The following is a 25922-nucleotide window of genomic DNA, read 5'->3' as shown; positions in this document are numbered from 1 at the left end:
TTGTTATGATGATGAAGTTGTGAGCTTACAAGTATTTTCATTTGGTATAGTACCATCTATACTCACCTCGAATGCATATGATCGTATCACACCGACAAGGGAAATACAATTTGTTTTTAAAGGAGGCAGGAAAGACATTGGACGTTATTCTAGCAATAGGTGTGTCAATTCTTTTTGTTATTATTAGTATATTTCAACTTTTCTTAGCTTTAGGTTTTCCACTAGGTGACTATGCAATGGGTGGTTTCTATCGCGTATTACCACTTCCCATGCGTGTTGTTAGTGTTGCCAATGCATTGATTTTGCTCGTGATGGCCGTCACCTTTTTAACGTATACAAATGTATTAACTGGCTTTGCTTTTTTGCCTGTTCATCTTCTTGCTTGGCTATTCACACTGTTTCTGGCGGTAAATACATTAGCCAACTTCGCTTCTAAAAGCGCAAAAGAAAAAAAGGTCATGACGCCGCTTTCTGGTTTGGCGTTCATTTTATGTTTAGCGATTTTGCTCATGTAACTGAAACCTTCTTAAAAAGAGCCGCCGTTCCAACACCACCTGCAGCACCGACTGTGGCAATGCCATACTTCATGTTACAGCTGGGTAATTCGTGAAACAAGCGACAGACATTGATTGCACCAGAAGCACCATAAGGGTGACCAAGAGTCAGAGCACCGCCTGATACATTTACTCGGCTAAATGAGAGTGGTATGTGTTTTCCACAAGCAATCAGTTGCGCCGCGTAGGCCTCATTAAATTCCATTCGTCCGATAGCATCTATGTGCAAGGAGTTCCGATAGAGAAGTTTTTGAATTGCACCAATTGGACTTATACTAGCGTAATTTGGATCATCACCTGCGCTTACGCTATCAACGAATTGAAGCCACGGTTTCACACCTGCTTCTCGACAGGCTTTTTCAGACATCAGGATCACTGCTGCTGCCCCATCTGATTTTTCACAAGAGTTTGCCGCCGTAATGGTACCAGATGGCATTATAAGAGGCGGCATTCTTTTAACTAACCTCTCCGAAAGCTTACGTATGCCTTCATCTCGTATCCCTTGATGTGCTAAAATTTTTTCTTCGTCAAAGCGACCTTCCAGATCCGCTTCATAAGCCCGCCTATAGCTTTCTAGCGCATACGCATCTTGCTGAGCTCTGGTTATACGAAATTCCTCGGCCACGCTTTCAGCGGATGCTACCATATCAGGATCACCGATGTCGGCTGGGGCAAACGAGGCCCGGGGAATTGGCTTTTTTTCTCCAACTCGAAAGCGGGCAGGCTCTAAGCTCGTGCTTTCCACACCACCAGCTAGGTAACAATCTCCAGCACCTGCTTGAATAAAACGAGCAGCGGTAACAATAGCTTCTAATCCTCCTCCACACTGACTATCGACAGTCAATCCGGGGACGCTAGGATGAAAGCCTGCTTCAAGTAACGAATGCCGGGCGATATTCCCTCCTTCGCCAACTGCATTACCCATTATAACCCCATCAACTGGTAGCGCCTTCCCTAGTTCTGCCAAAACTGCCGCCGCTAACTTTTCAGGTGAAACCTTCTTATGAATGCCCCCTTTTTTGCCAATAACCGTTCGTTTTGCTTTCACCACATAGACTGCATTCATCTCGTTTCACCTCCAACGCTTGTCGATCGACTTTTCCATTTGCTAATAAGGGCAATGCTTCTACGACGTAAATCCTTCTTGGACGTTTGAGTGTAGGTAGACATTCCTTCAGTCTTGCTTTTATTTGTACCAATGCAAACTCCTGAGCTTGAGCAGTTTGCACGAAAAGCACCATTTGATTACCCCAATACCTATGATACGTTCCAACCGCTACCGCTTCTTCTACAAACGGCAACGCTTTTACCACTCTTTCCGTCTCTTCTGGGTAAACATTATGGCCCCCAATCGTCAGCATATTCCCTATTCTCCCTTTAACATGTAAGATGTGGTGTTCGTCGAAATAGCCGATGTCCCCAACTGAAAATGATTCCCCAATTGGCGCTTGCCCTACATAGCCAGTAAATAAATATGGACTACGAACAACGAGTTGGCCATCTCGTTTTACTTCAACCTCTACACTGGGAAAAAGTTCCCCAACAGCAGAATTAAGCTGTTTTCCATTTGAATGGTTTAGGTACGAAACAAAACTTAGCTCTGATGCACCGTAAAACTCATAAAGCGTTGCTTGGTTAAAGATCGCTTTTACTTGAGCTCGATTCGTTTCATGCCATTCCGCTCCAGAAACAATGACTTTTTCAACAAGCTGTGCATCTATTCCCTCCAGGGACAGGGCATACAGCATTGTTGGCACTCCATAAATAACGTTCACTTTATAAGCTTCTATTGTATTCTTTGTTTGTTTCACTTGAAACTCTTGCTCTAAACAAACCGTTGCCCCCATATGGAGTGTATGAATGGTTGCAAATAAAAACAGAGAATGAAAGAGCAATCCTGGTATGCAAACACGATCTGACTGGCTTAGCGCAAACACTTGTTGCACATTGACAAAGCTCCCTGACCACGACAAATGGTTCCGAACAAAGGCTTTAGGTTCCCCAGTGCTTCCAGAGGTAAACCCTGTGTAAAACGGTTCCGTTCCTTTTGCATACGGAATAGCTTGTTTTTCGTTTGACGTAGCGAAACTAGACATTCTCCAAATGGGAATGTCCGCTTCTGCTGTTTGGAAACGATTGCTCAAAATAACGTCTGCTGTTGCTTTTTTAGCCATTTTAATCACATCACATTCAGACCAATTCGGATGACAAAGTACACCATTCCAGCCAAGGCTTGTCACCGCTAAAAACCAGTACAATTGCTCATCTTGTTGCATCACATCAATAGCCACAGTAAAGGGATCTTTCCTCTGATCTTTTTGGGCTTCACGATACAAATGACCACGGTATTGCTCCACTTTCTCTTGAAGCATGCAGTAAGGAATCTGTTTTTTATTGTAGATAACAGCGATTTTGTCTGGTAGCGCCAAAGCATGATGATGAATCTGTTTCCCAATATACACGAAAAAACCGCCTCTCCATCCAATTGTAAACTTATAAATTATTTGGTTTACAATAACACAAAGGAGCAAGATCGTCTATTTAAAAACAGCTGCTGTGGAGTCTGCAGGAAACCACTTAAGCCTCTTTGTACTAATGCTCTAATCGAAATATGAACAATCTGTGAATTAGTTTGTGAAACACTTCACAATTAAATAATCAGATGTATACTAAGAGTATAAAGATAATGTGAAAATATTCACAAACTAAGGAGGATTTCCTATGTTACATTTTTTACAGTCATCTAAAATTGCGCAGTTGCTTTTAACCATTCTTCGTGTATCACTTGGCTGGATGTGGTTTAGTTCTGGTATTGGAAAAGTAGTTGGGGGAGAATTTCATGCAGGTGGATTTTTACAGGCTGCTGCTGCAAATCCTGTGCTCAAAGGGGAAGATGTCGCCTACCCGCTATACGTCGCTTTTTTAGAACATATAGCCATCCCTTATGCCGACCTTTTTAGCTTTCTCGTTATGTGGGGAGAAGTCCTCATCGGAATCGCCCTTATTGTTGGTCTTTTCACAAAAAGCGCAGCGTTTTTCGGTGGTATGATGAATACCTCTTTCCTCTTAGCAGGAACCGTATCAACGAATCCGCTCATGCTTATTATGGCCATTATCCTTCTTATCAGTAAACAAAACGCTGGACAACTTGGATTAGACCGCTTTACCCCTTCTATTAAACAAAAAGTAAAAAAAGACTATGGCAATAAAGATACTCTAGCCACTTCATAAGCACGCCACAAACAAACGAAATTAGCCCTCTGAGCGTAAGCTGTCAGGGCTATTTTTCAGTCGACGTCCCATCCACTTGTTTCCTGTTTCAATCTATGTCTATTGCCTTCTTGAACTTTTTTTACCAGCCTTGGACGTTTACGCTGACAGGTAAAGCCAAACAGGAGATGCGAACCTCAAATGTAACATCACCCGCTCCTCACTGTTTGCTTTCAGACTATCTTTCTATTCATAACGAGTAAATTCTGTTAATTCGATTAAATACTTCCAATAAGTGCCGCTGTTAAATCAGGATAGTAAATTCGTTCCATTCTTATACGCTTTTTAAGATGCTTCTTTTCAGAATGAATTTAACCAGTATACAAGAAACATAAGGATAAAAAAACTTAACGTCCCAAATAGATTGAGAGCAGCTAGTAAAAAATACTTTCTCCACAAAGCTAGAATCATGCCAACTGGTCCAATAATAAACGTTAGGAGAAATAACGGACTTGCCACTTGAAAAACGATATTAGGAACCCAAACAGCTACACACAGCAAAAAACAAATAGTAGACCAAAAAGCGTATGACCTCTTTTGTAAAGATTTCACTTCTTCAATAACCTCGCTCCTCTATTTACACAAATTTTTACTTCAATTTAGCGAGACAGCCTCAAAATGCTCCACAACCGGAAACGGGTCATAAAAATGATGAAGGAGTTGCTTCCACTGAATATACTCATGCGACTGTCTAAATCCAATGGTATGATCTTCTATGGTTTCCCATTTCACAAGTAACAAGTATTTACCTTTTACTTCATGACAACGTTGCAATTCATGTGACAGGTAACCTTTCATTGAAGAAATAAGAACAGACGCTTCTCGAAAGGCCTCTTCATACTCCTTTTCTTTCCCTGGGATAACTTGTAATAGTGCAGCTTCTACTATCATCTTCGCTCCACTCCTTCTCTAGATTTCAGCGGCTTTATATCTTTTTACATAACCATTGGCTTAGGTGTGTATCAAGAAACAATTCCATCAATACGTTTCTCTATACGTAAAGAACGATGTATCAGATTCAACCTTCACGAAAAAACCCCTATGCATGAACAGCATGGGGGTTAAATCTTCTATTGTGTTTTGTTTACGGAGGCATCATAAATAGAATCAACAGCTGTTTGTAGCGCATGGGTAAATTCCGATTCAGTCTGATCCGCATGTAAATCTTGGCTAAGGGCTCTGGAAAAACTCGCGATCAATCCTTGATTACGCTTCAGCTTCTTGTTGGCTTCGTCCCGAGAGTAGCCTCCAGAAAGAACCACAACACGAACGACACGATCATGATCAACAAGCTCTTGATAAAATCTGTCTTTGGATGGGATGGTTAGTTTCAACATCACCCGTTCATCGTCACGTAGCATGTTCAGATGGGTGAGCAGTTCTTCTTTTAATTGGTGCTCTATCGCTTCTTTATCTGCGCTATGAATGTCCACTTCTGGTTCAATGATTGGGACAAGTCCTGCTCCAATAATGGTCTTCCCCATTTCAAACTGCTGCTCGACAACCTTGTGAATCCCCTCTTGATTTGCTTCTTTGATAACAGAACGCATCTTTGTACCAAATATATGCCGCTCATTCGCACGCTTGAGGGTTTCATCAAGATGATCGATTGGCTTCATTAATTGAACGCCATCTTTTTCATCTGCCAATCCCTTATCCACTTTCAGAAAAGGGACAATGCCTTTTTTATTTGCGAGATAATCGGCTGTATAGTCACCGTCAATCTTACGGTCCATTGTTTTTTCAAACAGGATCGCCCCAAGAATCTTATCAGAATGAAAGGCAGAAGATTTCATGATGCGGGTTCTCATTTCATGAACGAGGTCAAACATCTCCTCCTCTGAGGCATACGCTTCTTCTGGCACACCGTATTCAGCTAACGCTTTTGGTGTACTCCCGCCACTTTGGTCAAGAGCTGCTAGAAATCCTTTACCGGTTTTGATTTTTTCCATCTGCTGTGTGTTCATGTCACGTAACTCCTTCCGTTTTCACCAAACAAATTAGGGTTCTCTTTTGTTTGTACCCTTTCTTGCCGGTGTTTATACATTTACAGACTGCTGTCACGTTTTTCGCTAACAAAAAAAGAACGCTCCTAGAGGACGTCCTTTTTGTGAAAGCTTACTTCCATTCTGTTACTTGTTCAACCGGCATTCTATACGATTTATACCCAGCTTCGTTCGCTTTACCAATCGAAATTAACATAACCGGAACGTATCGTTCTTTTTCTAAGCCAAATGCTTCAGCGATGTTCTCTTTATCGAATCCGCCAATTGGATTGGTGTCATAGCCAAAGGCTTTCGCTGTTAGCATAAGTTGCATCGATACGAGTCCACCATCAATTAAAATGGTTTCCTTGTTCTGTTGATTACTTATGCCTGATAAAAGACCACGAATAGCAGGAACCTGATTTTCTTTCACCTCTTCAGGCATCAGCCCTAGTTCAACCGCTTTGCCATAGATCTCTTCAAGATAATCTAAATTATTCATATCAGCAAAAACGGCAATGACCGCTGACGACGTCTTTACTTGGTTTTGGTTAAATGAAGCAAGTGGCGCTAATGTTGATTTCGCTTCGTCGCTTTCAATCACAACAAATCGCCAAGGTTGCAAGTTAACAGAAGAAGGTGCTTTTATAGCCGCTGCCAATAGTTCAGTCATTTCTTCTTTTGAGATTTTAACGTTTTCGTCATAAATACGAATGGATTTTCTACTTTCAAGTACGTTTAAAAAATGTTCCTTCGTTGTCATTTCATTTCCCACTTTATCCATTTTCATTACTCTCCTTTGCACGAACGGCTTCTTCAATGTTCAGCTCGACGCGCTGTATCATTTTATGGAACAAACTTAATTCTTCTTCTGTAAAGCGATCAAACAGTTGATCAATAAACTCTTTCTTTTCCTTGTATGACTTCTCTATCTCTATCTTTGCTACCTCTTCTAACTTAACCCATGTGGCACGTTGGTCGTTATCTTTTCGATACCGACTAATGACACCCGATTTTTCCAACTGCTTTAAATGTCTCGTAATGGCGGCAGGATCTATATTCAATTGCTTCTGCAAGTCCGCTTGAAGAATTTCGTTTTCTTCAAGAAGGGCATGCAGTATTTGAATACGTGACGTACTGGCTCCAAAACAAGATTCAAAACCTGAACATAACTCTTTATTTACAGACTGTAACTTTAAGAACAGCTCTACTTTAAGTGCACACGAATTCATTAATGGCCTCCTTTACTTGACTCCTCAATTATTGATATTGAAATGATTGATGTATCAATAATATAGGATGAACCGTCTTCTATTGTCAATACAATTTTTAAAAACGCTTCTCTTAGAACCACATTAAGAAGGAATACATCAATAAAGCCAAGGCTTTACAGCCTTGGCTTAGATGCAGCTCTTCACTTAAAAATACAAAAGGGTCTTCGCTAGTTAGAGGGCACTTACTATAGCACCACAGATTGCCCCTGTTACAACAATCACCCAAGGCGGTAGCTTCCAATAAACCAACATGCTAAACAAAATCGCTACAAGCGCAAAATCAATTGGTTCAAAAACAGCACTTACCCAAATCGGTTGATAAAAAGCAGAAAGTAAAAGACCAACAACAGCTGCATTTACACCCATTAACGCGCCGTTTACTTTAGGATTTCGTCTTAACTGATCCCAAAATGGAATCGCCCCTAGTATTAAAAGAAACGCCGGTAAGAATATAGCCACTGTTGCCATTAAGCCGCCTAGCCATCCGTTCATTGTGGCTCCTAAATAAGCAGCGAACGTAAACAATGGTCCCGGTACGGCCTGGGTCACTCCATACCCAGCAAGGAATGCCTCCTCACTTACCAATCCAGTTGGCACAAATTCTCGTTCCAGTAAAGGCAGCACCACATGACCACCGCCGAAAACCAACGAACCTGATCGATAAAAACGATCAAACATGTCAATCCATTGAATGGACGTTAGTTCTCTTACTAGCGGTAATAGTAGAAGCAAGCCGACAAAGAGTGATAAACAAATGATGCCAAAGCGACGCGACAACGGAAAGGACATTTCAGACTTCACCTGATTGTCTTGATGCTTGTACATCACATAACCTAGACAAGCAGCCAACAGTATGATTCCAACTTGTGCAGCCAGTGTATGCCACAATAAGGTAACGACCAACGCGAGAAGGGCAATCGTTTTTCTTTTTAAATCGGGGGTTAAATTTTTCGCCATTCCTATGATGGCATGAGCTACAATTGCTACCGCCACCAATTTAAGTCCATGAACCCAACCAATTAACTCAACACCAGTTGTTTGCATAAATAGAGCGAACAGAATAAGAACAAAAACAGACGGAAGTGTAAAGCCGAGGAACGATAAGCATATCAAATAGGGTTAGACTATGCTACTAAATATGATGATAAATCACAGTTAATGGAGCTAAATAGCATAGACGATAATCAACCTAATGGAGAAAATGGATTCAGATCAAGTTGGCACTTATTATTTAATTTACCCTCTAATGAAGAAGGCTTAGCAATCACAATTGAAAACCGAGAAATTGTAAAAGAAATAGTTCTCGAAGATTTTGACTCCAGCTATCAGAATGAAATATTTAAAGGCCAAATTAATTTTAACAGTGATGAAATCATTAAAATTGCCATTTCAGATTTCAAATTAGAAAAAGGGAACGGACAGGACGTTATTTTTTCTGGGTATCATTATAAATTAATTGAAGATCAGGGAATCCAATTTTTAACTGTTGTAGGAACAATTGATTCTAAGTTGGCTGAAATACATTTTGATGCTCAAACAGGAGAACAAATTGGTTGGACTGAAACAAATTAACACTAAGGGGGATTTAGTTTGAAAAAGCTAATAACGAGTGTTGCATTAAGTCCTATTATTATTGGTTTATGTTTTATCGTTAGCAATGACGAGGCTAGTGCTGCTAGATATTCAAACCAAGATGTCACAGCTTATGTTGCTAGCAGCGGTTCGAAAACTTATCATGGATCGACACCTAGACAATATAGTACAGCAGCGGTTCATCCTAATACTTGCGGAGTACCAAGGTCAGGGACAATTTTCCCCTATGGTACACACATTTATACTACAACTAATTTAACAATGGTTAGTGGTGTTACTAAAAGAAGCTTTTATGTAGAAGATATGGGTGACGTCAACTGTAATCGTGGATTAACACGTCAATGGTTTGACATATACTTCGGTGTCGATAACAACACTAATAAATCAAATGCTACTAAATTTGGTAAAAAGAGAGTTAATTATGATACCACTGCTCCACCACCGCAATTATTAAAAAAAGAAGAAACTGAATGATTAAGTTGGAAAGACAGATAATTAATTATCTGTCTTTTTAATATTATCTATTTTAACTCCATTCAATGATATAGAATATTCAATTAAAACGTTATCTTCGGGAGGGTTATGAGGACCCGTATAAGTGTTATATTCAACAACGGCAGTATAATCATAATCTTGATGGTCATTTTGTTTTATAGACTTAATCTTTGCATTCCATAAGTCAAATTCCCTGTCTGGATATATCTCATTTAAAGCTTTACTTGTAGCTGGATATAATAATGTTAAGATAACCTTTGTTTCATTAGATTGTTCAGCACCAGCTACATTTATATTTGCCAATAGAAGAATCAACGTGAATAAGGCTGTTAAAGTTAGCATGAATTTTTTCCTACGCACTTATGGACACCTCCTTTTTTGTTAAATTGTCCTAAAGCGTCATTAATATACCTTTGAGTGGTCATTTTACTTTAAAATTAAATTTCCGACATTGAGATAATAAATAATGTTGCAAATTATATAAAAACATGTTTTGAATTTAGTAATATAAGGTAGACAATAAATAGATTAAAGGAGAATGACAGACATGAAGAATTTTTATACACCATTTATTCTAGCAATAATAGGAGGGTTTTTCACCTTAATAATCAACGGTGAAGTTGACGGAACTCTAGTAACAAATGTTTCTTTAGGCGCAATCTTAGGGTTGCTAATTAACAAAATGGATTCAGAAAGAAAAAATAAATAAACAGAATCCAAAAAATAATTATGGAGGTTTTTTTTTGAAGAAAACAGTTGGTCTTTTAAGTGTATCTTTTTTAGGAGCAGGTTTATTCTTTTACAATGAAAGCGCAAATGCTGAAAACTCTTTCAAGGAAATTGTAATTAATGAAAATGAAGTTTCATCTTTATCTAATTCATTAGAAGATGAAACATACTACTTTTATCGCCTAGAAGAGGGAACATTGACTGAAGAACAAGCACAAGATTTAACTGGAGAATCCTTTAAAATTAATAATCAAGATATTACTATTCAAGGAGTATCTGTCTATCACTCTAATGGAAATACCTACTCAAGCTTATTCTTTGATGAACTTGACGTATTGGATGAAGAAAATGTTAAACAAAGAGCTTTAAAAGATTACGAAGTGGTTGATGGACTTGAAGTTGGAATCCAGCAAACCGAATTTAGATCATCGAATTTCACTGTTCGAGATCGATATAACAGTGATGCAATTATGGCTAATTTTACATCAAATTTAGAAGTAGATAATCGAGGAACATCTAGTGGAAGTGATGTAATTGATGTTCGTTACTTTAACGAGGTTGAACCTGCAAATAGTTATCAAACACGTGCTTTGACAACAAATTCATCTAGTAACGGCTCCATTCAAAGTTATGGACCTACGGAAAACACTGGAAGTGGTAGTACAGTAAGTGTAGGTTTATCAGGGCTAGTTCCTAATATAAGCTGGTCTTTCTCTACATTAAATTCTAGTATCACAAATCAATCGAGCATTTCAAGTGGTTATGCCCAATGGCAAAGCGATATCCCTCTAGGTACTAGCGGATCACAAAATACATTTGTAACTGAACCAGGTGTTCGATACGTTTCAGACAGTTCACGATTTACACTTTATGATGAATATGAGGTTCATATGTATCGCAATCTGTCGGCAGAAGATATTAGAACCTTTAGTGTCACTAGATTCTTCAATGATTTATAATCACACGTTTAAAGAAATATAAGCAGACCACTATTTTGCGGTCTGTTTTTTTATGTCAATGAAGTTGTTTGTCTAACCGTGTAAAAAATTACACGGTAGGGAATAAAGAGGTTACCTTTTAATCTATTCTCCATAGCCGTTTCTACCTTTTATTTCTAAAGTGTTTTCGTAAAGCTTTGGCGGTAAGGAAAAGTAAATATAAGATAAAACCGAGTCCCAAAAAAGCAATAACTTGCACAATTACTGTACCGTCAAAAATGATAAACACCTCCTTGATGGTTCTAGTTAGTCGATCACAGCTAAAGCAAAGAAGGGGGTCTAGAAATATCTAGAACCTACTCTTTATTTGGATGCTCAATAGATTCAACAATCCATTGCTTGTCTTCATCAAGATTATTGAACAAGTTTGCGTTTATTTTTTAGCTAGATGTAACGCTTCTATTCGGCTATCAAATGTCTTTGCTACAGGTTGACCAGTTTCCATTAATAATTCCTTTTCATCATTAAATGACCTTGTTAATCTAAACAATAAAATCCATCCAAGTGATTTGCTTTAAATTATAACATAGGTATTTTTTATTCATGTACGTTTTGAATAAACCCTAACCATACATTTTTCTCTTTTAATTTATTTACCGTTTCCCTAATTTCTTGTTTTGAACGATTCATTAGCTTACTTAAAATACTTATAGTCACTTCCTTGCCCATTATTTTACGATTTCGTACAATTTGCACTAACTTTCTCTCAAAGTCGGTCAAATTAATCATTTTAGACCCTTTAGTCCCCTTTAATAAAATAAAGTAAATGGAATTACTTCACACCCTCTATTGGGAAATAGAATCAAACTCTATCTATTTTATGTCGAATAAACTTATAATTGGACTATTATACAATAAATTGGAAAAGAGGGGTTTAGTTTGGCGAATCAGTTAGCACCTGAAAAAGTGGGCGAAAAGATTGTGCAATGGCATAGTTGCCTAATTGCTAAAGATGTTGAATCAGCCAAAGAAGCGCGCGAAAAAACTATTATAGCCATCGACAAGATGAAACCCGACGACAAAATGCTCGCGTATTATCAATTAATTTCATTTAAGCACAACTTGCTTGTTTCCTATCCAAACGGGGAAAAAGCAGAAGCACCACCACTAAACACTATTGAGATAGAAAGAGACGACTACCTCAACTATATGTATTACTATGTCTCTGGTCAAAACGAATACCTAGATCAACGCTACAAGTCCGCAATTCGGACGTACAAAATTGCTGAACGATTGCTCGACAAAGTAGACGATCAAGCCGAAAAAGCTGAATTTTATCAAAAGCTTGGAATGAGTTATTACAAGATCGACCAATATACGTTTGCCATTTCCTATATCGAACAGGCTCTAGAAATATTTGAAAGAGACTCGTTATATAAAAAGAACGAAATTACTTGTAAACTAGCCCTCGCCATCATTGCAAGCGAAATGAAGCTATTTGATACGGCAGAAGCTCTTTATAGAGAACTTAGTAAAATGACGAAGCCTTACCCCTATGAGAATGCTCTTACATACCACAACTTAGGAATTCACTACATAGCATTAGATCAGTTTGTAAATGCCACGGAAAGCTTCAAAATGGCAATAGCCATTCCTGAATTCAAAGACTCCGTAACAGCAGTAAAAACAACGTATCATCTATACAATATTCAAATGATGATGGGAACTTACTCACACGGATTTGACGAACTCGAAAAAAGAGTCAAAAGGCTTAAACTTCCGGAATTCATTGCACGCTGTAAGATCAGTCGTGGACTGTATCTTGAAAATAGTATCACTCTTGTTGATACCGGTTTAGCCACGCTTGAATCGGACGAATTGTTTTTTGAATACGCATTAATGTGTGACGAAATATCACACTATTTCGAGTCTAAAGGAGATTTAGCACGTTCCCTAGAATATTTAAAGTTGGCTCGAAAAATGGGTCAAAACAATCATATTGTGGGGGTGAATCAAACTTGAAAAAATGGTCTTATGCACTTTTAGCAACTGCCATCATCACGATTATTACGATTAACTCTCCAGGCGGAAAAGGCGATGTCGAACAAGCAGGTGGAGGAAAAGGCGACGTTGAAAAAGCACCAACTAGCATCACCCTTAATGTTTAATTTTGATGTGTTACAATCAGCAGAAGGAATTGTCTAACGCTTGAATGGAGCCGTTTCAACGGCTCCATTCAACATGTGAATTATTGCTGATAGATTTAGGAAGTATTTAAGTACCATCTTGATCACAAATAGGTTTTGAGATTAGCACATCCTACAAAAAAGACAACCGCAAAGTAACGGTTGTCTTTTTTTATCATTTAGGTAAATACATTGATTGGACATACAATAAAAGATGGAGCTTGTACACTCCCTCATTGTTAAAAGCATATACTAACAACTAGTTAAGGATACAAATTGTAAATTTTTCTTAATCTACACCCTCACCATGTGAAGCGAATAATTTTTCTAACAAATAGTTTTTCTTCTTGGTGTTTTTAACGATCTTAAATTGAACACCAATCAGTGTATTTGATTCGTTCTACTTTACGGTTCTTCCATCCACCGTACTTCTTTCTAAGATGCCATTCCTCTGAGTTTAATTCAAGTTATCCCAATAAGATACTAGTTCTTCATCCATATCTTTAGGCCCAAAAATTCCTCGGTACAAATTATATTCAACGTCTACTCTTTGCTCCTTATAAGTTGGTAATTTAGAGAATTCACCATTAATTCTTTCTGTTGCCGAAATCCCCCATACTTTCATATCTCCAGAACGAATATATTGACTAGCATCAGATAGATGGGTAGAAATTACTTCGGTGTTACCGCCCAATTAACTTGTAATTGCCCCCCATTACCATCGTAAGAAACATACCGTGATATATGAAGGAATAATCTCGTTTTTGTAGTATAATGTAGTTTAAATTCTTTTGAATTAGAATTAGGAGGAGCAAAGGAGGGAATAAATTTTAGAATAAATTAAGCAATATAGATAGTTTTCCACATTATACGTACATAGGATGATGTTATGAAGTTGGACAAGATTAATTTTTTAAAAATTTGGACTCCTAGTTGTCTTGTATTTTTTTCATATTCACTAACCATATTTACTATAGGTTGGTTTATAACTGAATCACCTTATGGAGGTGGAGATGTATTAGGTATAATTATGGCAACGGGTAATTTAATCTCTACAGTAATTGTTGTTCTTTTTTCAGGGTTAATTGATAGAGTTAATAGAATCTATTTTATGATTATAACGAAAGTTATCTTGCTATTAACTATAATAAGTCTTATATATCCTTACTCTGGGTTGATTACAGGGTTTTTATTGATTTTATTGGTTGCTTTAATTGTGGTTACATTTGAAAGTTCATTTTCATTATATAGTGCTGCTTTAGAAACATCGCTCGCAGATTTAGCCCCGAAACATTGGGCATCAAATCGAACTGCTCTCCTTATTCAACTTCAACCACAGTTAGCGAGAGTTCTTGCACCTATATTGGGAGGAGCACTATTAGCTACGGGACTTATATACCTAACCTCAATTGTCGCAGCCATATCTATAATGTTATCAATTTTGTTTTTATTTCTATGGGCTTCTTTAATACTAACCAATAAGAAAGAAGAAAAAAGTCCTCAAAAAAGAATCTCATTTAGCTCACTTCTATCAGATGCACGAGATTCTTGGTCTTGGATAGCTAAAAGACAACTGTTAATATTTTTGTTAATAGTGGGAATTATCAATAGTTTAGTTGTTCCTTCATTTTATCAACTATTACCAGCTTTTATATCAGAAATGCCAATTGAAAACGAAAGAGAAGAGGTTTTTTATGGTACATTCTCATCGGCTTATGGAGTGGGGATGATCTTCACGTCATTAATTTTTATAAAAGTGGCAAAACGAACTAAGAAACCAGGAGTAGTATCTGCTGGTTTAGTATTTCTAATGGCGGTAGTCGTTTTTTTGGTAACAGTATTGCAGAATCACTATTTTTTAATAGCATCTAGTGTTGTAATGGGCATTTTATTCATTCTACTACTTATGTTTATAGGTGGGGCTTGGTTAGAAATGACTCCACCCACTATTCGAGTAAGAGTATTTAGTGTTAGAAGACTTATAACCTTTGTAAGCATACCTTTAGGAACAGTAATCATGGGAATAGGGGGAGCGACAATAGGATACATGTTAATATTACGTATTCTGGTTGTTTTTATGCTTATCGCTTTACTAGCCAGCATGCTTCTTTTAAAAGGATGGACAGAAAAAACGGATTAAAGAGCTTGTTCTTATTAGTTGGAGACGAACAACATGAAGAAAATTTCAAAAAAGATTTCTTTAATAACTCGTTTTATATTGGTATTGGAAAAGCTATTGTAACAGGTTAATAGACGAGAAACTAAATTGCAGAACATTTTTACAGAAGTAAATGTATTTCTGAGTCATTACAAACTTAACTATCTATCAAAATTTAGTGCACCTTTATTGGCTTGTAGAATTTCTAAAGCAATTAAGGTGGTATTAAAATTGAGCTAAAGTAATAATGAATAATACTTGCACCTAAATGAGGTGCAAGTTCTTTAGGTCAGAACAGCACAATAGAAATCGTAAATTAACGCATACAAAATGCCAAGACGTTCAAAATTTTAAAATCTTATCAAAGAGGTTGTCTATGCTCGTCTTTCGTTAATCGTAACTCGGCTAATATCTCTTTTTTGCGCTGGTCGTCTACATAAATCTTACGGGAAAACACATCGTACTTTTCCATTCGAATTGCTTGTAAAATCTCTCTGTACATGATAGTAGCCCCATATACACTAAATTTGGCTTCATTAGGATACACATCCAGCTGTTCTAAAGACTGGTCATAGTAGTGTTCGGCTTTTCTAGCTACTGCTTCCCACAGATCAATAAACGATTGGTCGACAACTCCTGCTTTTAACTGCTCCTCGGTAACCCCGTACTCATTCATTAGATCAATAGGCAAGTAAATTTTGCCTCTTTGAAGATCCTCTCCCACATCACGTAGGATATTCGTAAGCTGCATTCCTTTTCCAAGGGCAATAGCGCTTTCCCTCAATGCGTGATGATCCATTGGCGCAAGAATAGGTAAGAGCATTAATCCGACAGTACTGGCTACAAAGTACGAATACTGCTCCAACTCTTCTACAGTGACGATCCGCTTTGTTCGCAAATCAAACGCTTGTCCTTTTAATTGATCTTTAAAATCCAATGGATTCACATGAAACTGGTTAAACACATCTTTTAGTGCTAGCCACTCGGGCTGGGAAACATCTTTATCTACAAGCATCTGATCGAACTGTTGTTCAAACGTCTTTAGTTTACGCCTTTTTGTAAACATCTCGCCTTCATCGTCAACAATGTCATCTGCTTGTCTGCAAAAAGCATAAATCGCCCAAACAGCTCTTCTCTGCTTTACTGGGAGAAAATGAAAAGCTTTCGAAAACGTAGCAGAATGTGTTTTCATTTTTTCATAGCATAGCGCATAGGCATCATCTAAATCAGTCATCTTCAATCATCCTCTTCTCGATAAAACGATGGTATACGTAAACAAAGCAAATAAAAGTGAAATCGTTAGTGCATGGATTATTCCAATTGTTAAGTTTTGATTATATGTGAGTACCATTCCAATCCCACTGGCAAGTTGAATGCCAATCAACCCTATACTGGCCAAACTAATGATAACGAGGGATCGCTGCTTTTTGTACATACGAATGGCCCAAACGGCAAATAGAAGTACGAGCAAGGCTAACGTCATTCCTGCAAGCCGATGAAACATTTGGGCAAACACAATCGCCCCTTCACTAAAAAGGATCCATTCACCATTACATAATGGAAATCCAGAGCATGCCGTCGCAGCGCCCATATGCTTCACAAATGCCCCTGTATAAATAACCAAGTACGAATAAATGGTGAGGGCTATCACATACCGAAGAAATGATTTTCCTACAGTCACCTTAAACGGATTCCAGCGCTTCTCAAATGTAAACAGCGTGATAACAGAGACAGCCGCTAATGAAATGGCAGAAAAACCGAAATGAAGAGCCATAATTAACGGCGGTTGCCCATAAACAACTTGACCGGCTCCCATTAAGCCTTGAAGCAAAATAGCCGCTGAAGCTAAAAGAGCAAAAAAGCGAATCTCTTTTACATAGGATAACTGTTTCCAAGACCAGAAGGATAAGATGAACACAAGCATACCAGCTATACTGGATAGTAAGCGGTGTGTGTATTCAATAATCGTTTCTAACGTTGGATTGTACGGAATAACATCTCCAAAACAGAGTGGCCAAGTTGTTCCACACCCCTGTCCAGAGCCGGTCTTTGTGACAATGGAGCCTTGAAGTAGCACAAACAGTACAACAATGGTTGTTAGGATGGAAAAAATTCTGAGCTTCTTCATACATCCCCCTGGTCATCTATCCACTCTAAAATAGTTGTTATGATCATCTCTTGTTGCTTATCAACAGAAATAGCGGCTTCATTGTCTCCAGATTGTGGCCCATATACCCCGAACTGAGCATGATTTCCTCCTTCTATCTCAATAAATTGAGCAGTATCAGGAAGATTTTGGCGATACTGATTGATTTTTTCAGGTGTACTTAAGCCGTCTTCAGAACCACTAATCGACAAAACCGGAAGCTGAGACGTTTGTAAGTAATCATTATCAGCAGCATAAGCACCTAATAACACTAAACCAGAAACCTTATCCAAGTTTGCATCTGCATACATAGCAGCTGCCGCTCCTCCCATGGAATGACCACCTATATACCAGTTCAACGAGTCAACGCCCTCCCTTTGAAACAACTCATCCGCTTTAGAGAGGTCAAAAATAGGTAAATTCAAGCGGACAGATGGAATGGCTACCGTGATGCCTTGGCTAGCTAATTCCTCACCTAAAAAGGCGTAAGCATCTGGTTCTACTTTGGCTCCTGGGTAAAGGACAAGCCCATTTTGCGGGTCATCCGCTTCAAATAAAAGCCAACCATCTTGTTCCTTTACGCTTTCAGGAAGGTCTTCAATAGCACTGTACGTATTTTGTGACCAGATATAAAAGCCTAGAATACTAGATATAATAAGAGCGAGGATAACTAGCAATACAAGTTTCATTCTTTTTTTCTTCATTAGAATCGAATCACCCCAAAACCGATCAGGCATAACAATAAAAAGCTGATAAAGGTTGAACCTAACAGAACGTAGGATTTAATAGGTTTCTCTCGCTTTAACAACATTTCTACTAAGCCTATACACAGTACAGCTATAATCAACTTCATTACGAAGACGAGTGGGAAAGAAAGAGAAATGGCTAAACCAATTCCACTTGTTAACATCAACACTGCAAGAATTCTAAAAAAGATCTTTAAATAGAAAGAACGATAAAACAGACTGACAATTACAGCTAATGCTAAAATCGCCCATGTCCCAATGTGCGTTTGATAAAGAACGTTATCCATATGAATCTCCCCTCTGCACCATATGTCTTTTTTGACATATGAAACTATAGTAATAATAAACACTCGTCAGACATTGGTCAAGAAGATATGGTATAGTTTCTTTATATTGACAAACTTTAAGGAATGAATAAGATATGAGTCTGCGATATGCTCTTTTAGGAATCATTTCCAAACGACGCGTGACTGGTTATGATGTTGTCCACATTTTTAAGCAACAGATGGTTCATTTTTGGGGTTCAACCCACAGTCAAATTTATACAGAGCTTCACAAAATGGAAAAAGAAGAACTCGTAGACCACGAGCTTGTGATTCAAGAATCATCCCCCAATAAAAAGATTTACTCTCTTACAGATAAAGGGAGAAAAGAACTCATTCGGTGGGCTATAGAAGAACCTTTAAAATCAGCTAAAATAAAAGATGAATTTCTAATTAAAACCACTATCTTCCCAATCTTAACTCACAAAGAAGTGCTCACTCTTTTAGATGAGGTGATAGAAAGGGAACGCATTACGTTAGAAAAGACAGAAGCGTGGAGAGACCATTTCAAACAAGAAAACAAGCAAGACCTTGGGGCTCTATTAACTGTTGAATACGGCATTCGGTACGCAAAAATGTATATAGAATGGTGTCAGTGGGCCAAAAGCCTAATAGAAAAAAGAACGACGGACTAACAGACACGAACATGTACCATACAAAAACTTAAAGAAACAAACTGCTGGACCCATCTCCAGCAGTTTGTTTGGTTTCGTTAGTTTAGCGCTAAGCCCCCACTAGCATAACCCGCTACAGTATTTAATAATGTTAATCCCGTTGCCGTCGCCGAAAATACTAACAACAATCGATCGCCAGCTGCGACTGGGATATTTAACCCGGATGTGATTCCACTTGATGTGGCTCCTATCGTAATCGCTCCAGTTAAGGCTGGTGCTAACGTTACGACTGCACCAGGAATCGCTGTTAACGTGTTCGTTGGCGTCGGTCCTGGAGATCGAAAGACTTGAGCCGTAATTGTTACGGTGGAACCAACTAAGGAAAGTCCCGCTGTCACACTAAAGAAGCCTGATAACGCTGTAATTGTCCCACTTCTCGGAACAACAAAAGCAAAGTTCAGTAACGTTCCAGCTGCACCAGTAAGGTCAATCGCATTCCCCCCTACTAAACCAACGCCTACAACCGAATTACCAAACCCGACTAAGCTCGTTGTTCCTGCCAATCCACCAGCAATAGTTGTTAAGGTTGTTGGTAATCCAGAAGCAAATGGTACAACCGCTCCTGATCCAGCCACCCCGGTTGAACCAGTCGTTCCTGTTATCCCTGTTGCTCCGGTTACTCCCGTGGCTCCCGTTATTCCCGTGGCTCCGGTTACTCCCGTTACTCCCGTTACTCCTGTTAACCCAGTGGCTCCTGTGACTCCCGTTATTCCGGTTGCTCCGGTTACTCCTGTTGATCCGGTTACTCCTGTGACTCCTGTGGCTCCCGTTACTCCGGTTACTCCTGTGGCTCCCGTTATTCCGGTTACTCCCGTTACTCCTGTGGCTCCTGTGGCTCCTGTGGCTCCGGTTACTCCTGTTAACCCAGTGGCTCCTGTGACTCCCGTTATTCCGGTTGCTCCGGTTACTCCCGTTACTCCCGTTACTCCTGTGACTCCTGTGGCTCCCGTTACTCCTGTGGCTCCCGTTATTCCGGTTACTCCCGTTGCTCCGGTTACTCCCGTTACTCCGGTTACTCCTGTTAACCCAGTTACTCCTGTTAACCCAGTGGCTCCTGTTAACCCAGTGGCTCCTGTGACTCCTGTTGCTCCGGTTACTCCCGTTACTCCGGTGGCTCCGGTTACTCCTGTGACTCCCGTAGCTCCTGTTAACCCAGTGGCTCCTGTTAACCCAGTGGCTCCCGTTATTCCGGTTACTCCTGTAACTCCGGTTGCTCCCGTTTCTCCTGTGACTCCTGTTATTCCCGTGGCTCCTGTGACTCCTGTTATTCCGGTGACTCCTGTTAACCCAGTGGCTCCTGTTAACCCAGTGGCTCCTGTTAACCCAGTGGCTCCTGTGACTCCCGTTACTCCGGTGACTCCCGTTACTCCGGTGACTCCTGTTGCTCCTGTTATTCCCGTGGCTCCGGTTACTCCTGTGGCTCCCGTTATTCCCGTGGCTCCTGTTGCTCCGGATATTCCTGTTGCTCCGGTTACTCCGGGTTCCCCCGTCGCTCCTGTTATTCCCGTGGCTCCTGTTTCTCCAGTTACCCCAGTCGCTCCTGTTATTCCCGTGGCTCCTGTTTCTCCAGTTACCCCAGTCGCTCCGGTTTCTCCTGTGGCCCCCGTGGCTCCTGCACCAGGTCCTGTGGCCCCCGTGGCTCCTGCACCAGGTCCTGTGGCCCCCGTGGCTCCTGTTGCTCCGGTTACACCAGTCGCTCCAGTACCAGGCCCTGTGGCTCCGGTGGCTCCTGTTTCTCCCGTCGCTCCTGTTACACCGGTTATTCCTGTGGCTCCCGTTTCTCCCGTTATTCCGGTTACACCTGTGGCTCCCGTGACTCCTGTTAACCCAGTGACTCCCGTGGCTCCTGTTATTCCCGTGGCTCCTGTTATTCCGGTTACTCCTGTGGCTCCCGTTATTCCGGTTACTCCTGTGGCTCCTGTTATTCCTGTGGCTCCTGTTATTCCTGTGGCTCCTGTGGCCCCTGTTATTCCCGTGGCTCCTGTGGCCCCTGTTATTCCCGTGGCTCCTGTGTCCCCTGTTATTCCCGTGACTCCCGTTATTCCGGTTGCTCCCGTTTCTCCGGTTGCTCCTGTTTCTCCCGTGGCTCCTATTTCTCCAGTTATTCCGGTTACTCCTGTTATTCCCGTGGCTCCTGTTATTCCTGCGGCTCCCGTTTCTCCGGTTACCCCAGTGACTCCCGTGACTCCTGTTTCTCCGGTCGCTCCTGTTTCTCCCGTGGCTCCGGTTTCTCCGGTCGCTCCTGTTATTCCCGTGGCTCCCGTACTTCCAGCTCCCGTTGCTCCGGTCGCTCCTCTCGATGCAACTAAGCTATAGTCCGCTGATGTCCCTGGCTCTCCTGTCGGTGGTGCCGTATTGACTACATACAAACTTCCCTCAAAACTTACCAGCTGACCGACTGGATAACTTGGCGCGACCGCTGGATCGTATTCCACTATCCCGCTATCAAACCCGATTCCGGTGGCTCCTGTTGGACCCGTGGCTCCCGTACTTCCAGCTCCCGTCGCTCCGGTCGCTCCTCTCGATGCAACTAAGCTATAGTCCGCTGATGTCCCTGGCTCTCCTGTCGGTGGTGCCGTATTGACTACATACAAACTTCCCTCAAAACTTACCAGCTGACCGACTGGATAACCAGGCGCTAACGCTGGATCGTATTCCACTATCCCGCTATCAAACCCGATTCCGGTGGCTCCTGTTGGACCTGTGGCTCCCGTACTTCCAGCTCCAGTCGCTCCCGTCGCCCCTCTTGATGCAACTAAGCTATAGTCCGCTGATGTCCCTGGCTCTCCTGTCGGTGGTGCCGTATTGACTACATACAAACTTCCCTCAAAACTTACCAACTGTCCAACTGCGTAACCCGGTGCTAACGCTGGATCATATACCACTATTTCGCTATCAAATCCAATTCCGGTGGCTCCCGTTGGACCTGTTGGGCCAGGAGCACCCGTAGCACCATTAAAATCACACTCACATTCAAATTGACCTGATCCACCATTACGTAACGTACGCCTAAAATATTGGATATTGTTGCAGTTATGAAATTCACTCAACCTACTCACCCTTTACAATGTTGGAAGAAAACTTTTTCTAATCATTATATTTTGGGTTTGTGTTAAGGTTCTTCAATTGTTGATTCTTTTCAAAACAGGGCCAGTGCCCAAAGGAGTTAACTTATAAAAACAATAAATCTTGAACACGTCGAATGAGGCTGGGACAAAAGTAGATAGACAGATCAAAATGACGAACATTCCTGAAAATAGGAACGTTCGTCGTTTCTTTTATATGAACATTAGCGGAAGGAGAATCTGAAGACTCCTGGGGGATCAGCACGTGTCTGAAGACTCTGGAGTGGCGGTTTTCCACGGAGGAGACTGAGGCCGTGTCCCCGGAAAGCGAAGGATTCTCCTGTAGCGGTGCTACTCAGCATCTTTTAGACTATTCGTCTTTTCAACTACTACTTTTCGTTATGTCCCAGCCTCTTCAACTCTTTTTTTCATAAACTTAAGACTAGAGTTTCAACTAGTTTTCCATATAGAGATGCGTTAACATAGCCCCCAATACGCTATTACTATCTACTAAATCTAGCGCCAAGCCATCATTCTTACCATGTGTCTAATGTTCATACATGTGCTTGAAATTTAGATCTATAAGAAGATGAAATGACTTAAAGAAGCTAATTCGTCTTACTTTTCACTCTTCAATTAATGAATAGATCACATGCTCTTCTAACGTATCATTGACCAATTCGACTTTTGACGCTTGGAAATCAAGTGCGGCAAGCTGGATGGCATTTTCGAACACAACACGATCCGCTTCTGTTACTATGTCTTCGTCCATTGTATATTGAACAGATGCCTTTCCATTAACGAGTGTTGCATTTACAATGTCAATTCCTTTCACAACGGCAGAAGCGTAAAATGCACCTTCTTCATCAATGATTTCCATCTTATCCACAGTGTCTGAAAACGATAAAAGCTCACCCTCTTCATTTACAACCTGTTCTTCAAGTGCCTGGCCAGCTAAAAATAAAGTCTCCTCTAACGCTTCATCATAGACTGTATAATACCCACGTGTTGCCTCTCTTTCTTCTTCAACTACTAGAGGTTTATTAACCTCTCTTTCTGCAACGATGATATCTGTTCCACCGTCAGGATTGATAAAAACAATCTCTTTTATCCCATAGAGGTCACTAATCCCAAACAACGAGTCATAAAACAACGTCGTTTGTGCTGTTGTTGTGGATAATTGATTTCCCTCTTCATTAAATTGGATGGTTAACTCTCGTGATTCAAGAGATAAACTTGTAAAAGAGCTCAAAATATCTTGTTCAGACGGATCGCTATCAGTAAGGGAATTTATTACTTGCTTTTCCAATGAATCTATCTCTTCACTTTCGTTGCGATAAATAGAGAAAGCCGTATAAAACGCCTGATCCTCATCTATCAAATGAGTATTAAGTACATATCTTTCGTCCACTTCGATTTTTTTATACTCCAAGGCTTCACTTTCAGTATCTAGTTCTTCTAATTCTCCTTCCTCCGTTTCAATCGTATCTTGATTTTGCCCATTCAATTCATCATTAGAGCCTTGACAACCAGCAACTAAAAACACTAATAAGAACAATACACTCATCTTGTACACACGCCACCATCTCCTTTGTGTTCAGATACCCGGCTTTATTGGAAAATAAAAGGTGTATTGCGATTTATTTCAAAAATACACTCTTTTCCTATGTCACTATAAATTCCTGCCATAGTCTTTTTACTGAGTAACTTTGAAATTTAAGGGTAAGAAGTAAATAGCAAATAGGAGGGGACTAATAGTGGAAAAACAAAGACCAGGTTGGTTAGAAATCATTGTATTAGCCATTGTATATATTGTTGTGGTTGTCGTATTCTCAAAAATCATTGTAGAGCAAACGAGTGAAACACCTATAATCATGGGGTTAAGCTTATCTGCTTTATCTGCTGGCGCAGGGCTTTGTGCTTTCGCTGCAGCGTATTTCCTGCGCATTCGAAAGCCGCTGCCCTTTGGGTTAAAGAAAACAACGGGTAAATGGTTGATAGCTGGAGCAGCACTCGGGGTTGCCGTTTATGTATCAGGAGTCGTTCTGTTCAGTATTCTTGCTTTCTTTGGCTACACAGACTTTACTACACAGGACGCCTACCGTGAAGCAGCTACAGGTGGTACGCTCTTATTTCTTCTTCAATTAATTTTGATTGCCGTTGCAACGCCAATCGGGGAAGAATTTGCTTTTAGAGGTGTGCTAACAAGTGCTTTACTTCGATATGGTCCATGGGTGAGTATCATCATAAGTTCCTTAATCTTCGCCGTTGCACACGGTATTAACGAAGTGCTCCCAATTGCGTTTTTCACTGGATTAGCGGCCGCCTATTTATTTTATCGGACCGGCTCAGTCTGGCCAGGCGTGATCGTGCACTGCGTTAATAATGGTTTAGCTACCCTTGCATCGTTCATTGTTATGAACTTCTTGTAATGGCATGACAACCATATAAAATATTGATTTCTTCTTGTACAAATGTTGAAGAATTGGGGAACCTGATTTCCCTTCTTCACCATTTGACTCATGGTTCCTAAACGATAAAACGAACTTAAATCATTTACTTTTACCGCTAGTTTGCTTTAAATCAAGCCGGGTTAGCATTATTTTATCTTATTTATTAGCTCAATATACTGGGAGTCACCGTAACCTATTGTCGGAAATAAATGAAACAACGTTTGAATTAATTGTTTTGTAGGTAAGTCTTTATTCTTTCTAATATATTTCACTACTTCGTTCTCTGCTTTAAGCATATCTAAATAAATTTTAATTGCTTGATACATGATTGGCATTAACTCGTTTGATGGCAAGACATGGTGAATCATCGTCTCTTTATAAGTTAAATGGTAATGCCCTAAAGTAAGCTCTGTTTGATTAACTTTAAATTCATCTTCTCTAAAACTATTTAAGAACACTTTCCCCTTATACTTTGTTTGTTCAAGATAGGATAATACAGTAAGCACATTCATCTGACAAAACATGTCTTCTCCAAACCATAACACAATACATGTATACTCTTTGTTAAACAGATCATGTAAAGGCACGATGACCTTATCCATATAATTTTCTTCTGATTCATTATGACCATCGGCACGAGTACGAATAAAAGTATGATTGAATATTTCCTCTGTAGTTTTATTCACGCACATTGCTTCATTAAATGGCGCATAATCAGCATCTCCCAATAATTTGTTGGTTTTAAACTCATCATACATGAGTTGTCCATTCATAATATGCAGGATATTTTTATCAAAAAGATCACTTCGCTCATTCTTCACCTTATTAACTTCTATTTTTCTAGAAACATTCATCGTAGATCCTGCCCCATTCTTATAAGTAGTGAGTTTAACAATTGATTGAACAGGAACCTTCTTCATCTGATATTGTCCAGGATTGATACCAAAAACCCTTTTAAAGGCTCTACTATACGCTTCCTGTGAGGAATAACCATACGTGAAAGCCACGTTTATTCTTCGACAAGTCTTCTGTAGACAAATACAATCTCCTAAGAAGAATATACCTTTTGATGCTTACACCCGTTACTTGATGAAATTTAAATGAACAATAATAAGGGGAATACCCCATATAGTCCGATAATTCATCTAACGAAAATCGGTCTTTTAAATGGTCTTCAATCCAATCAATCATACATTGCACTTGTTCCATCACGTGCCTCACCTCCATCTATAGAATAAGCGCTATTCATTTAGTTGATTTGATAATAATTGTGTTTTTATCATCCAAGATTTTTCTATCCTAAACTATACAAAACCTCAATTTTGTATTTTTA

General features: G+C 39.9%; 27 protein-coding genes and 1 pseudogene. 11 read left to right on the top strand and 17 right to left on the bottom strand.

Annotated elements, in window-relative coordinates; genetic code table 11:
- Positions 1 to 137: 137 nt before the first annotated feature.
- A complete protein-coding gene (locus E2L03_RS08790; protein ID WP_038476791.1) occupies positions 138 to 515 on the top strand; it encodes a hypothetical protein in 378 nt (125 codons plus the stop codon).
- On the opposite strand, the gene E2L03_RS08785 is transcribed toward E2L03_RS08790, so the two are convergent.
- A complete protein-coding gene (locus tag E2L03_RS08785) occupies positions 508 to 1620 on the bottom strand; it encodes an acetyl-CoA C-acyltransferase (RefSeq protein ID WP_134258977.1) in 1113 nt (370 codons plus the stop codon). The two genes, E2L03_RS08790 and E2L03_RS08785, sit on opposite strands and share 8 nt — an antisense overlap.
- Positions 1556 to 3016: an AMP-binding protein gene (locus E2L03_RS08780; RefSeq protein ID WP_134258976.1), complete on the bottom strand. Its 1461-nt coding sequence runs from the start codon at positions 3014 to 3016 to the stop codon at positions 1556 to 1558. Before E2L03_RS08780 ends, E2L03_RS08785 begins: the two co-directional genes overlap by 65 nt.
- 259 nt (positions 3017 to 3275) lie before the next feature.
- On the opposite strand from E2L03_RS08780, the gene E2L03_RS08775 reads away from it, so the two are divergent.
- Positions 3276 to 3785: a DoxX family protein gene (locus tag E2L03_RS08775; protein WP_134258975.1), complete on the top strand. Its 510-nt coding sequence runs from the start codon at positions 3276 to 3278 to the stop codon at positions 3783 to 3785.
- Positions 3786 to 4418: 633 nt separating this feature from the next.
- Here E2L03_RS08775 and E2L03_RS08770 read toward each other — a convergent pair.
- The 5 genes from E2L03_RS08770 to chrA all read right to left on the bottom strand — a co-directional run bounded on the left by E2L03_RS08770 (position 4419) and on the right by chrA (position 8196).
- Complete coding sequence (locus E2L03_RS08770) at positions 4419 to 4715, bottom strand: antibiotic biosynthesis monooxygenase family protein (RefSeq protein ID WP_035396216.1); 297 nt, start codon at positions 4713 to 4715, stop codon at positions 4419 to 4421.
- 179 nt (positions 4716 to 4894) lie between these two features.
- On the bottom strand, positions 4895 to 5791 hold the full coding sequence (locus E2L03_RS08765) for a fructose bisphosphate aldolase (protein WP_134258974.1): 897 nt from the start codon (positions 5789 to 5791) through the stop codon (positions 4895 to 4897).
- A gap of 151 nt (positions 5792 to 5942) precedes the next feature.
- On the bottom strand, positions 5943 to 6572 hold the full coding sequence (locus E2L03_RS08760; protein WP_055735562.1) for a nitroreductase family protein: 630 nt from the start codon (positions 6570 to 6572) through the stop codon (positions 5943 to 5945).
- A gap of 13 nt (positions 6573 to 6585) precedes the next feature.
- On the bottom strand, positions 6586 to 7041 hold the full coding sequence (locus E2L03_RS08755; protein ID WP_035396215.1) for a MarR family transcriptional regulator: 456 nt from the start codon (positions 7039 to 7041) through the stop codon (positions 6586 to 6588).
- A 213-nt stretch (positions 7042 to 7254) separates the two neighbouring features.
- Positions 7255 to 8196, bottom strand: coding sequence for a chromate efflux transporter (gene chrA / locus E2L03_RS08750; RefSeq protein ID WP_134258973.1), 942 nt, complete (start codon positions 8194 to 8196; stop codon positions 7255 to 7257).
- 45 nt (positions 8197 to 8241) lie between these two features.
- Between chrA and E2L03_RS08745 the strand changes: the two genes are divergently transcribed.
- A complete protein-coding gene (locus tag E2L03_RS08745; RefSeq protein WP_134258972.1) occupies positions 8242 to 8655 on the top strand; it encodes a hypothetical protein in 414 nt (137 codons plus the stop codon).
- An 18-nt stretch (positions 8656 to 8673) separates the two neighbouring features.
- On the top strand, positions 8674 to 9150 hold the full coding sequence (locus E2L03_RS08740) for a DUF8837 domain-containing protein (RefSeq protein WP_134258971.1): 477 nt from the start codon (positions 8674 to 8676) through the stop codon (positions 9148 to 9150).
- A gap of 21 nt (positions 9151 to 9171) precedes the next feature.
- On the opposite strand, the gene E2L03_RS08735 is transcribed toward E2L03_RS08740, so the two are convergent.
- On the bottom strand, positions 9172 to 9513 hold the full coding sequence (locus tag E2L03_RS08735; RefSeq protein WP_166740249.1) for a DUF3888 domain-containing protein: 342 nt from the start codon (positions 9511 to 9513) through the stop codon (positions 9172 to 9174).
- A 205-nt stretch (positions 9514 to 9718) separates the two neighbouring features.
- Between E2L03_RS08735 and E2L03_RS20375 the strand changes: the two genes are divergently transcribed.
- Complete coding sequence (locus tag E2L03_RS20375) at positions 9719 to 9880, top strand: hypothetical protein (protein WP_166740248.1); 162 nt, start codon at positions 9719 to 9721, stop codon at positions 9878 to 9880.
- A gap of 34 nt (positions 9881 to 9914) precedes the next feature.
- Positions 9915 to 10859, top strand: a complete 945-nt coding sequence (locus tag E2L03_RS08730; protein WP_134258969.1) for a hypothetical protein — start codon at positions 9915 to 9917, stop codon at positions 10857 to 10859.
- Between the two features lie 576 nt (positions 10860 to 11435).
- Here E2L03_RS08730 and E2L03_RS20845 read toward each other — a convergent pair.
- Positions 11436 to 11567, bottom strand: coding sequence for a hypothetical protein (locus E2L03_RS20845; protein WP_276338648.1), 132 nt, complete (start codon positions 11565 to 11567; stop codon positions 11436 to 11438).
- Between the two features lie 210 nt (positions 11568 to 11777).
- On the opposite strand from E2L03_RS20845, the gene E2L03_RS08720 reads away from it, so the two are divergent.
- Both E2L03_RS08720 and E2L03_RS20370 read left to right on the top strand, forming a co-directional pair.
- Positions 11778 to 12860, top strand: a complete 1083-nt coding sequence (locus E2L03_RS08720; protein WP_134258967.1) for a Rap family tetratricopeptide repeat protein — start codon at positions 11778 to 11780, stop codon at positions 12858 to 12860.
- Positions 12857 to 13006 carry a hypothetical protein gene (locus E2L03_RS20370; protein ID WP_166740246.1) on the top strand — a complete coding sequence of 50 codons (150 nt, stop codon included), beginning with the start codon at positions 12857 to 12859 and terminating at the stop codon, positions 13004 to 13006. Before E2L03_RS08720 ends, E2L03_RS20370 begins: the two co-directional genes overlap by 4 nt.
- Before the next feature lie 475 nt (positions 13007 to 13481).
- Here the strand turns inward: E2L03_RS20370 and E2L03_RS08715 are convergent, their stop codons facing one another.
- Positions 13482 to 13718 (bottom strand): type 2 periplasmic-binding domain-containing protein, encoded by a 237-nt coding sequence (locus E2L03_RS08715; protein ID WP_134258966.1) that lies wholly within the window; start codon positions 13716 to 13718, stop codon positions 13482 to 13484.
- A 195-nt stretch (positions 13719 to 13913) separates the two neighbouring features.
- Here E2L03_RS08715 and E2L03_RS08710 point away from each other — a divergent pair, with 195 nt between their 5' ends.
- A complete protein-coding gene (locus E2L03_RS08710) occupies positions 13914 to 15164 on the top strand; it encodes an MFS transporter (RefSeq protein WP_134258965.1) in 1251 nt (416 codons plus the stop codon).
- Between the two features lie 379 nt (positions 15165 to 15543).
- On the opposite strand, the gene E2L03_RS08705 is transcribed toward E2L03_RS08710, so the two are convergent.
- The 4 genes from E2L03_RS08705 to E2L03_RS08690 are packed head-to-tail and all read right to left on the bottom strand — an operon-like array spanning position 15544 to position 18361.
- Positions 15544 to 16416 carry a phytoene/squalene synthase family protein gene (locus E2L03_RS08705; RefSeq protein WP_134258964.1) on the bottom strand — a complete coding sequence of 291 codons (873 nt, stop codon included), beginning with the start codon at positions 16414 to 16416 and terminating at the stop codon, positions 15544 to 15546.
- Positions 16417 to 16422: 6 nt separating this feature from the next.
- Entirely contained in the window at positions 16423 to 17310 is an 888-nt protein-coding gene (locus E2L03_RS08700; RefSeq protein WP_095149570.1) for a COX15/CtaA family protein, read from the bottom strand.
- A complete protein-coding gene (locus E2L03_RS08695) occupies positions 17307 to 18017 on the bottom strand; it encodes an alpha/beta family hydrolase (protein ID WP_208394345.1) in 711 nt (236 codons plus the stop codon). The genes E2L03_RS08700 and E2L03_RS08695 overlap by 4 nt, the downstream gene beginning before the upstream one ends.
- 14 nt (positions 18018 to 18031) lie before the next feature.
- A complete protein-coding gene (locus E2L03_RS08690; protein WP_038476773.1) occupies positions 18032 to 18361 on the bottom strand; it encodes a DUF1516 family protein in 330 nt (109 codons plus the stop codon).
- Positions 18362 to 18495: 134 nt separating this feature from the next.
- Between E2L03_RS08690 and E2L03_RS08685 the strand changes: the two genes are divergently transcribed.
- Positions 18496 to 19032 carry a PadR family transcriptional regulator gene (locus E2L03_RS08685; protein WP_134258963.1) on the top strand — a complete coding sequence of 179 codons (537 nt, stop codon included), beginning with the start codon at positions 18496 to 18498 and terminating at the stop codon, positions 19030 to 19032.
- Between the two features lie 77 nt (positions 19033 to 19109).
- Here E2L03_RS08685 and E2L03_RS08680 read toward each other — a convergent pair whose 3' ends face one another.
- Positions 19110 to 22121 (bottom strand): exosporium glycoprotein BclB-related protein, encoded by a 3012-nt coding sequence (locus E2L03_RS08680; RefSeq protein WP_206698869.1) that lies wholly within the window; start codon positions 22119 to 22121, stop codon positions 19110 to 19112.
- A gap of 640 nt (positions 22122 to 22761) precedes the next feature.
- Positions 22762 to 23712: a hypothetical protein gene (locus E2L03_RS08675; RefSeq protein WP_134258962.1), complete on the bottom strand. Its 951-nt coding sequence runs from the start codon at positions 23710 to 23712 to the stop codon at positions 22762 to 22764.
- A 181-nt stretch (positions 23713 to 23893) separates the two neighbouring features.
- On the opposite strand from E2L03_RS08675, the gene E2L03_RS08670 reads away from it, so the two are divergent.
- Complete coding sequence (locus E2L03_RS08670) at positions 23894 to 24568, top strand: CPBP family intramembrane glutamic endopeptidase (RefSeq protein WP_051667266.1); 675 nt, start codon at positions 23894 to 23896, stop codon at positions 24566 to 24568.
- 167 nt (positions 24569 to 24735) lie between these two features.
- Here the strand turns inward: E2L03_RS08670 and E2L03_RS08665 are convergent.
- A pseudogene (locus E2L03_RS08665) lies at positions 24736 to 25801 on the bottom strand (helix-turn-helix domain-containing protein).
- Between the last annotated feature and the right edge of the window lie 121 nt (positions 25802 to 25922).

The sequence above is a fragment of the Shouchella oshimensis genome (assembly GCF_004375095.1).
In the GTDB taxonomy this organism is placed as follows: domain Bacteria; phylum Bacillota; class Bacilli; order Bacillales; family Bacillaceae_D; genus Shouchella; species Shouchella oshimensis.
The sequence above is the reverse complement of the archived record's forward strand: the minus strand, read 5'-3'. Positions and strand labels throughout refer to the sequence as shown.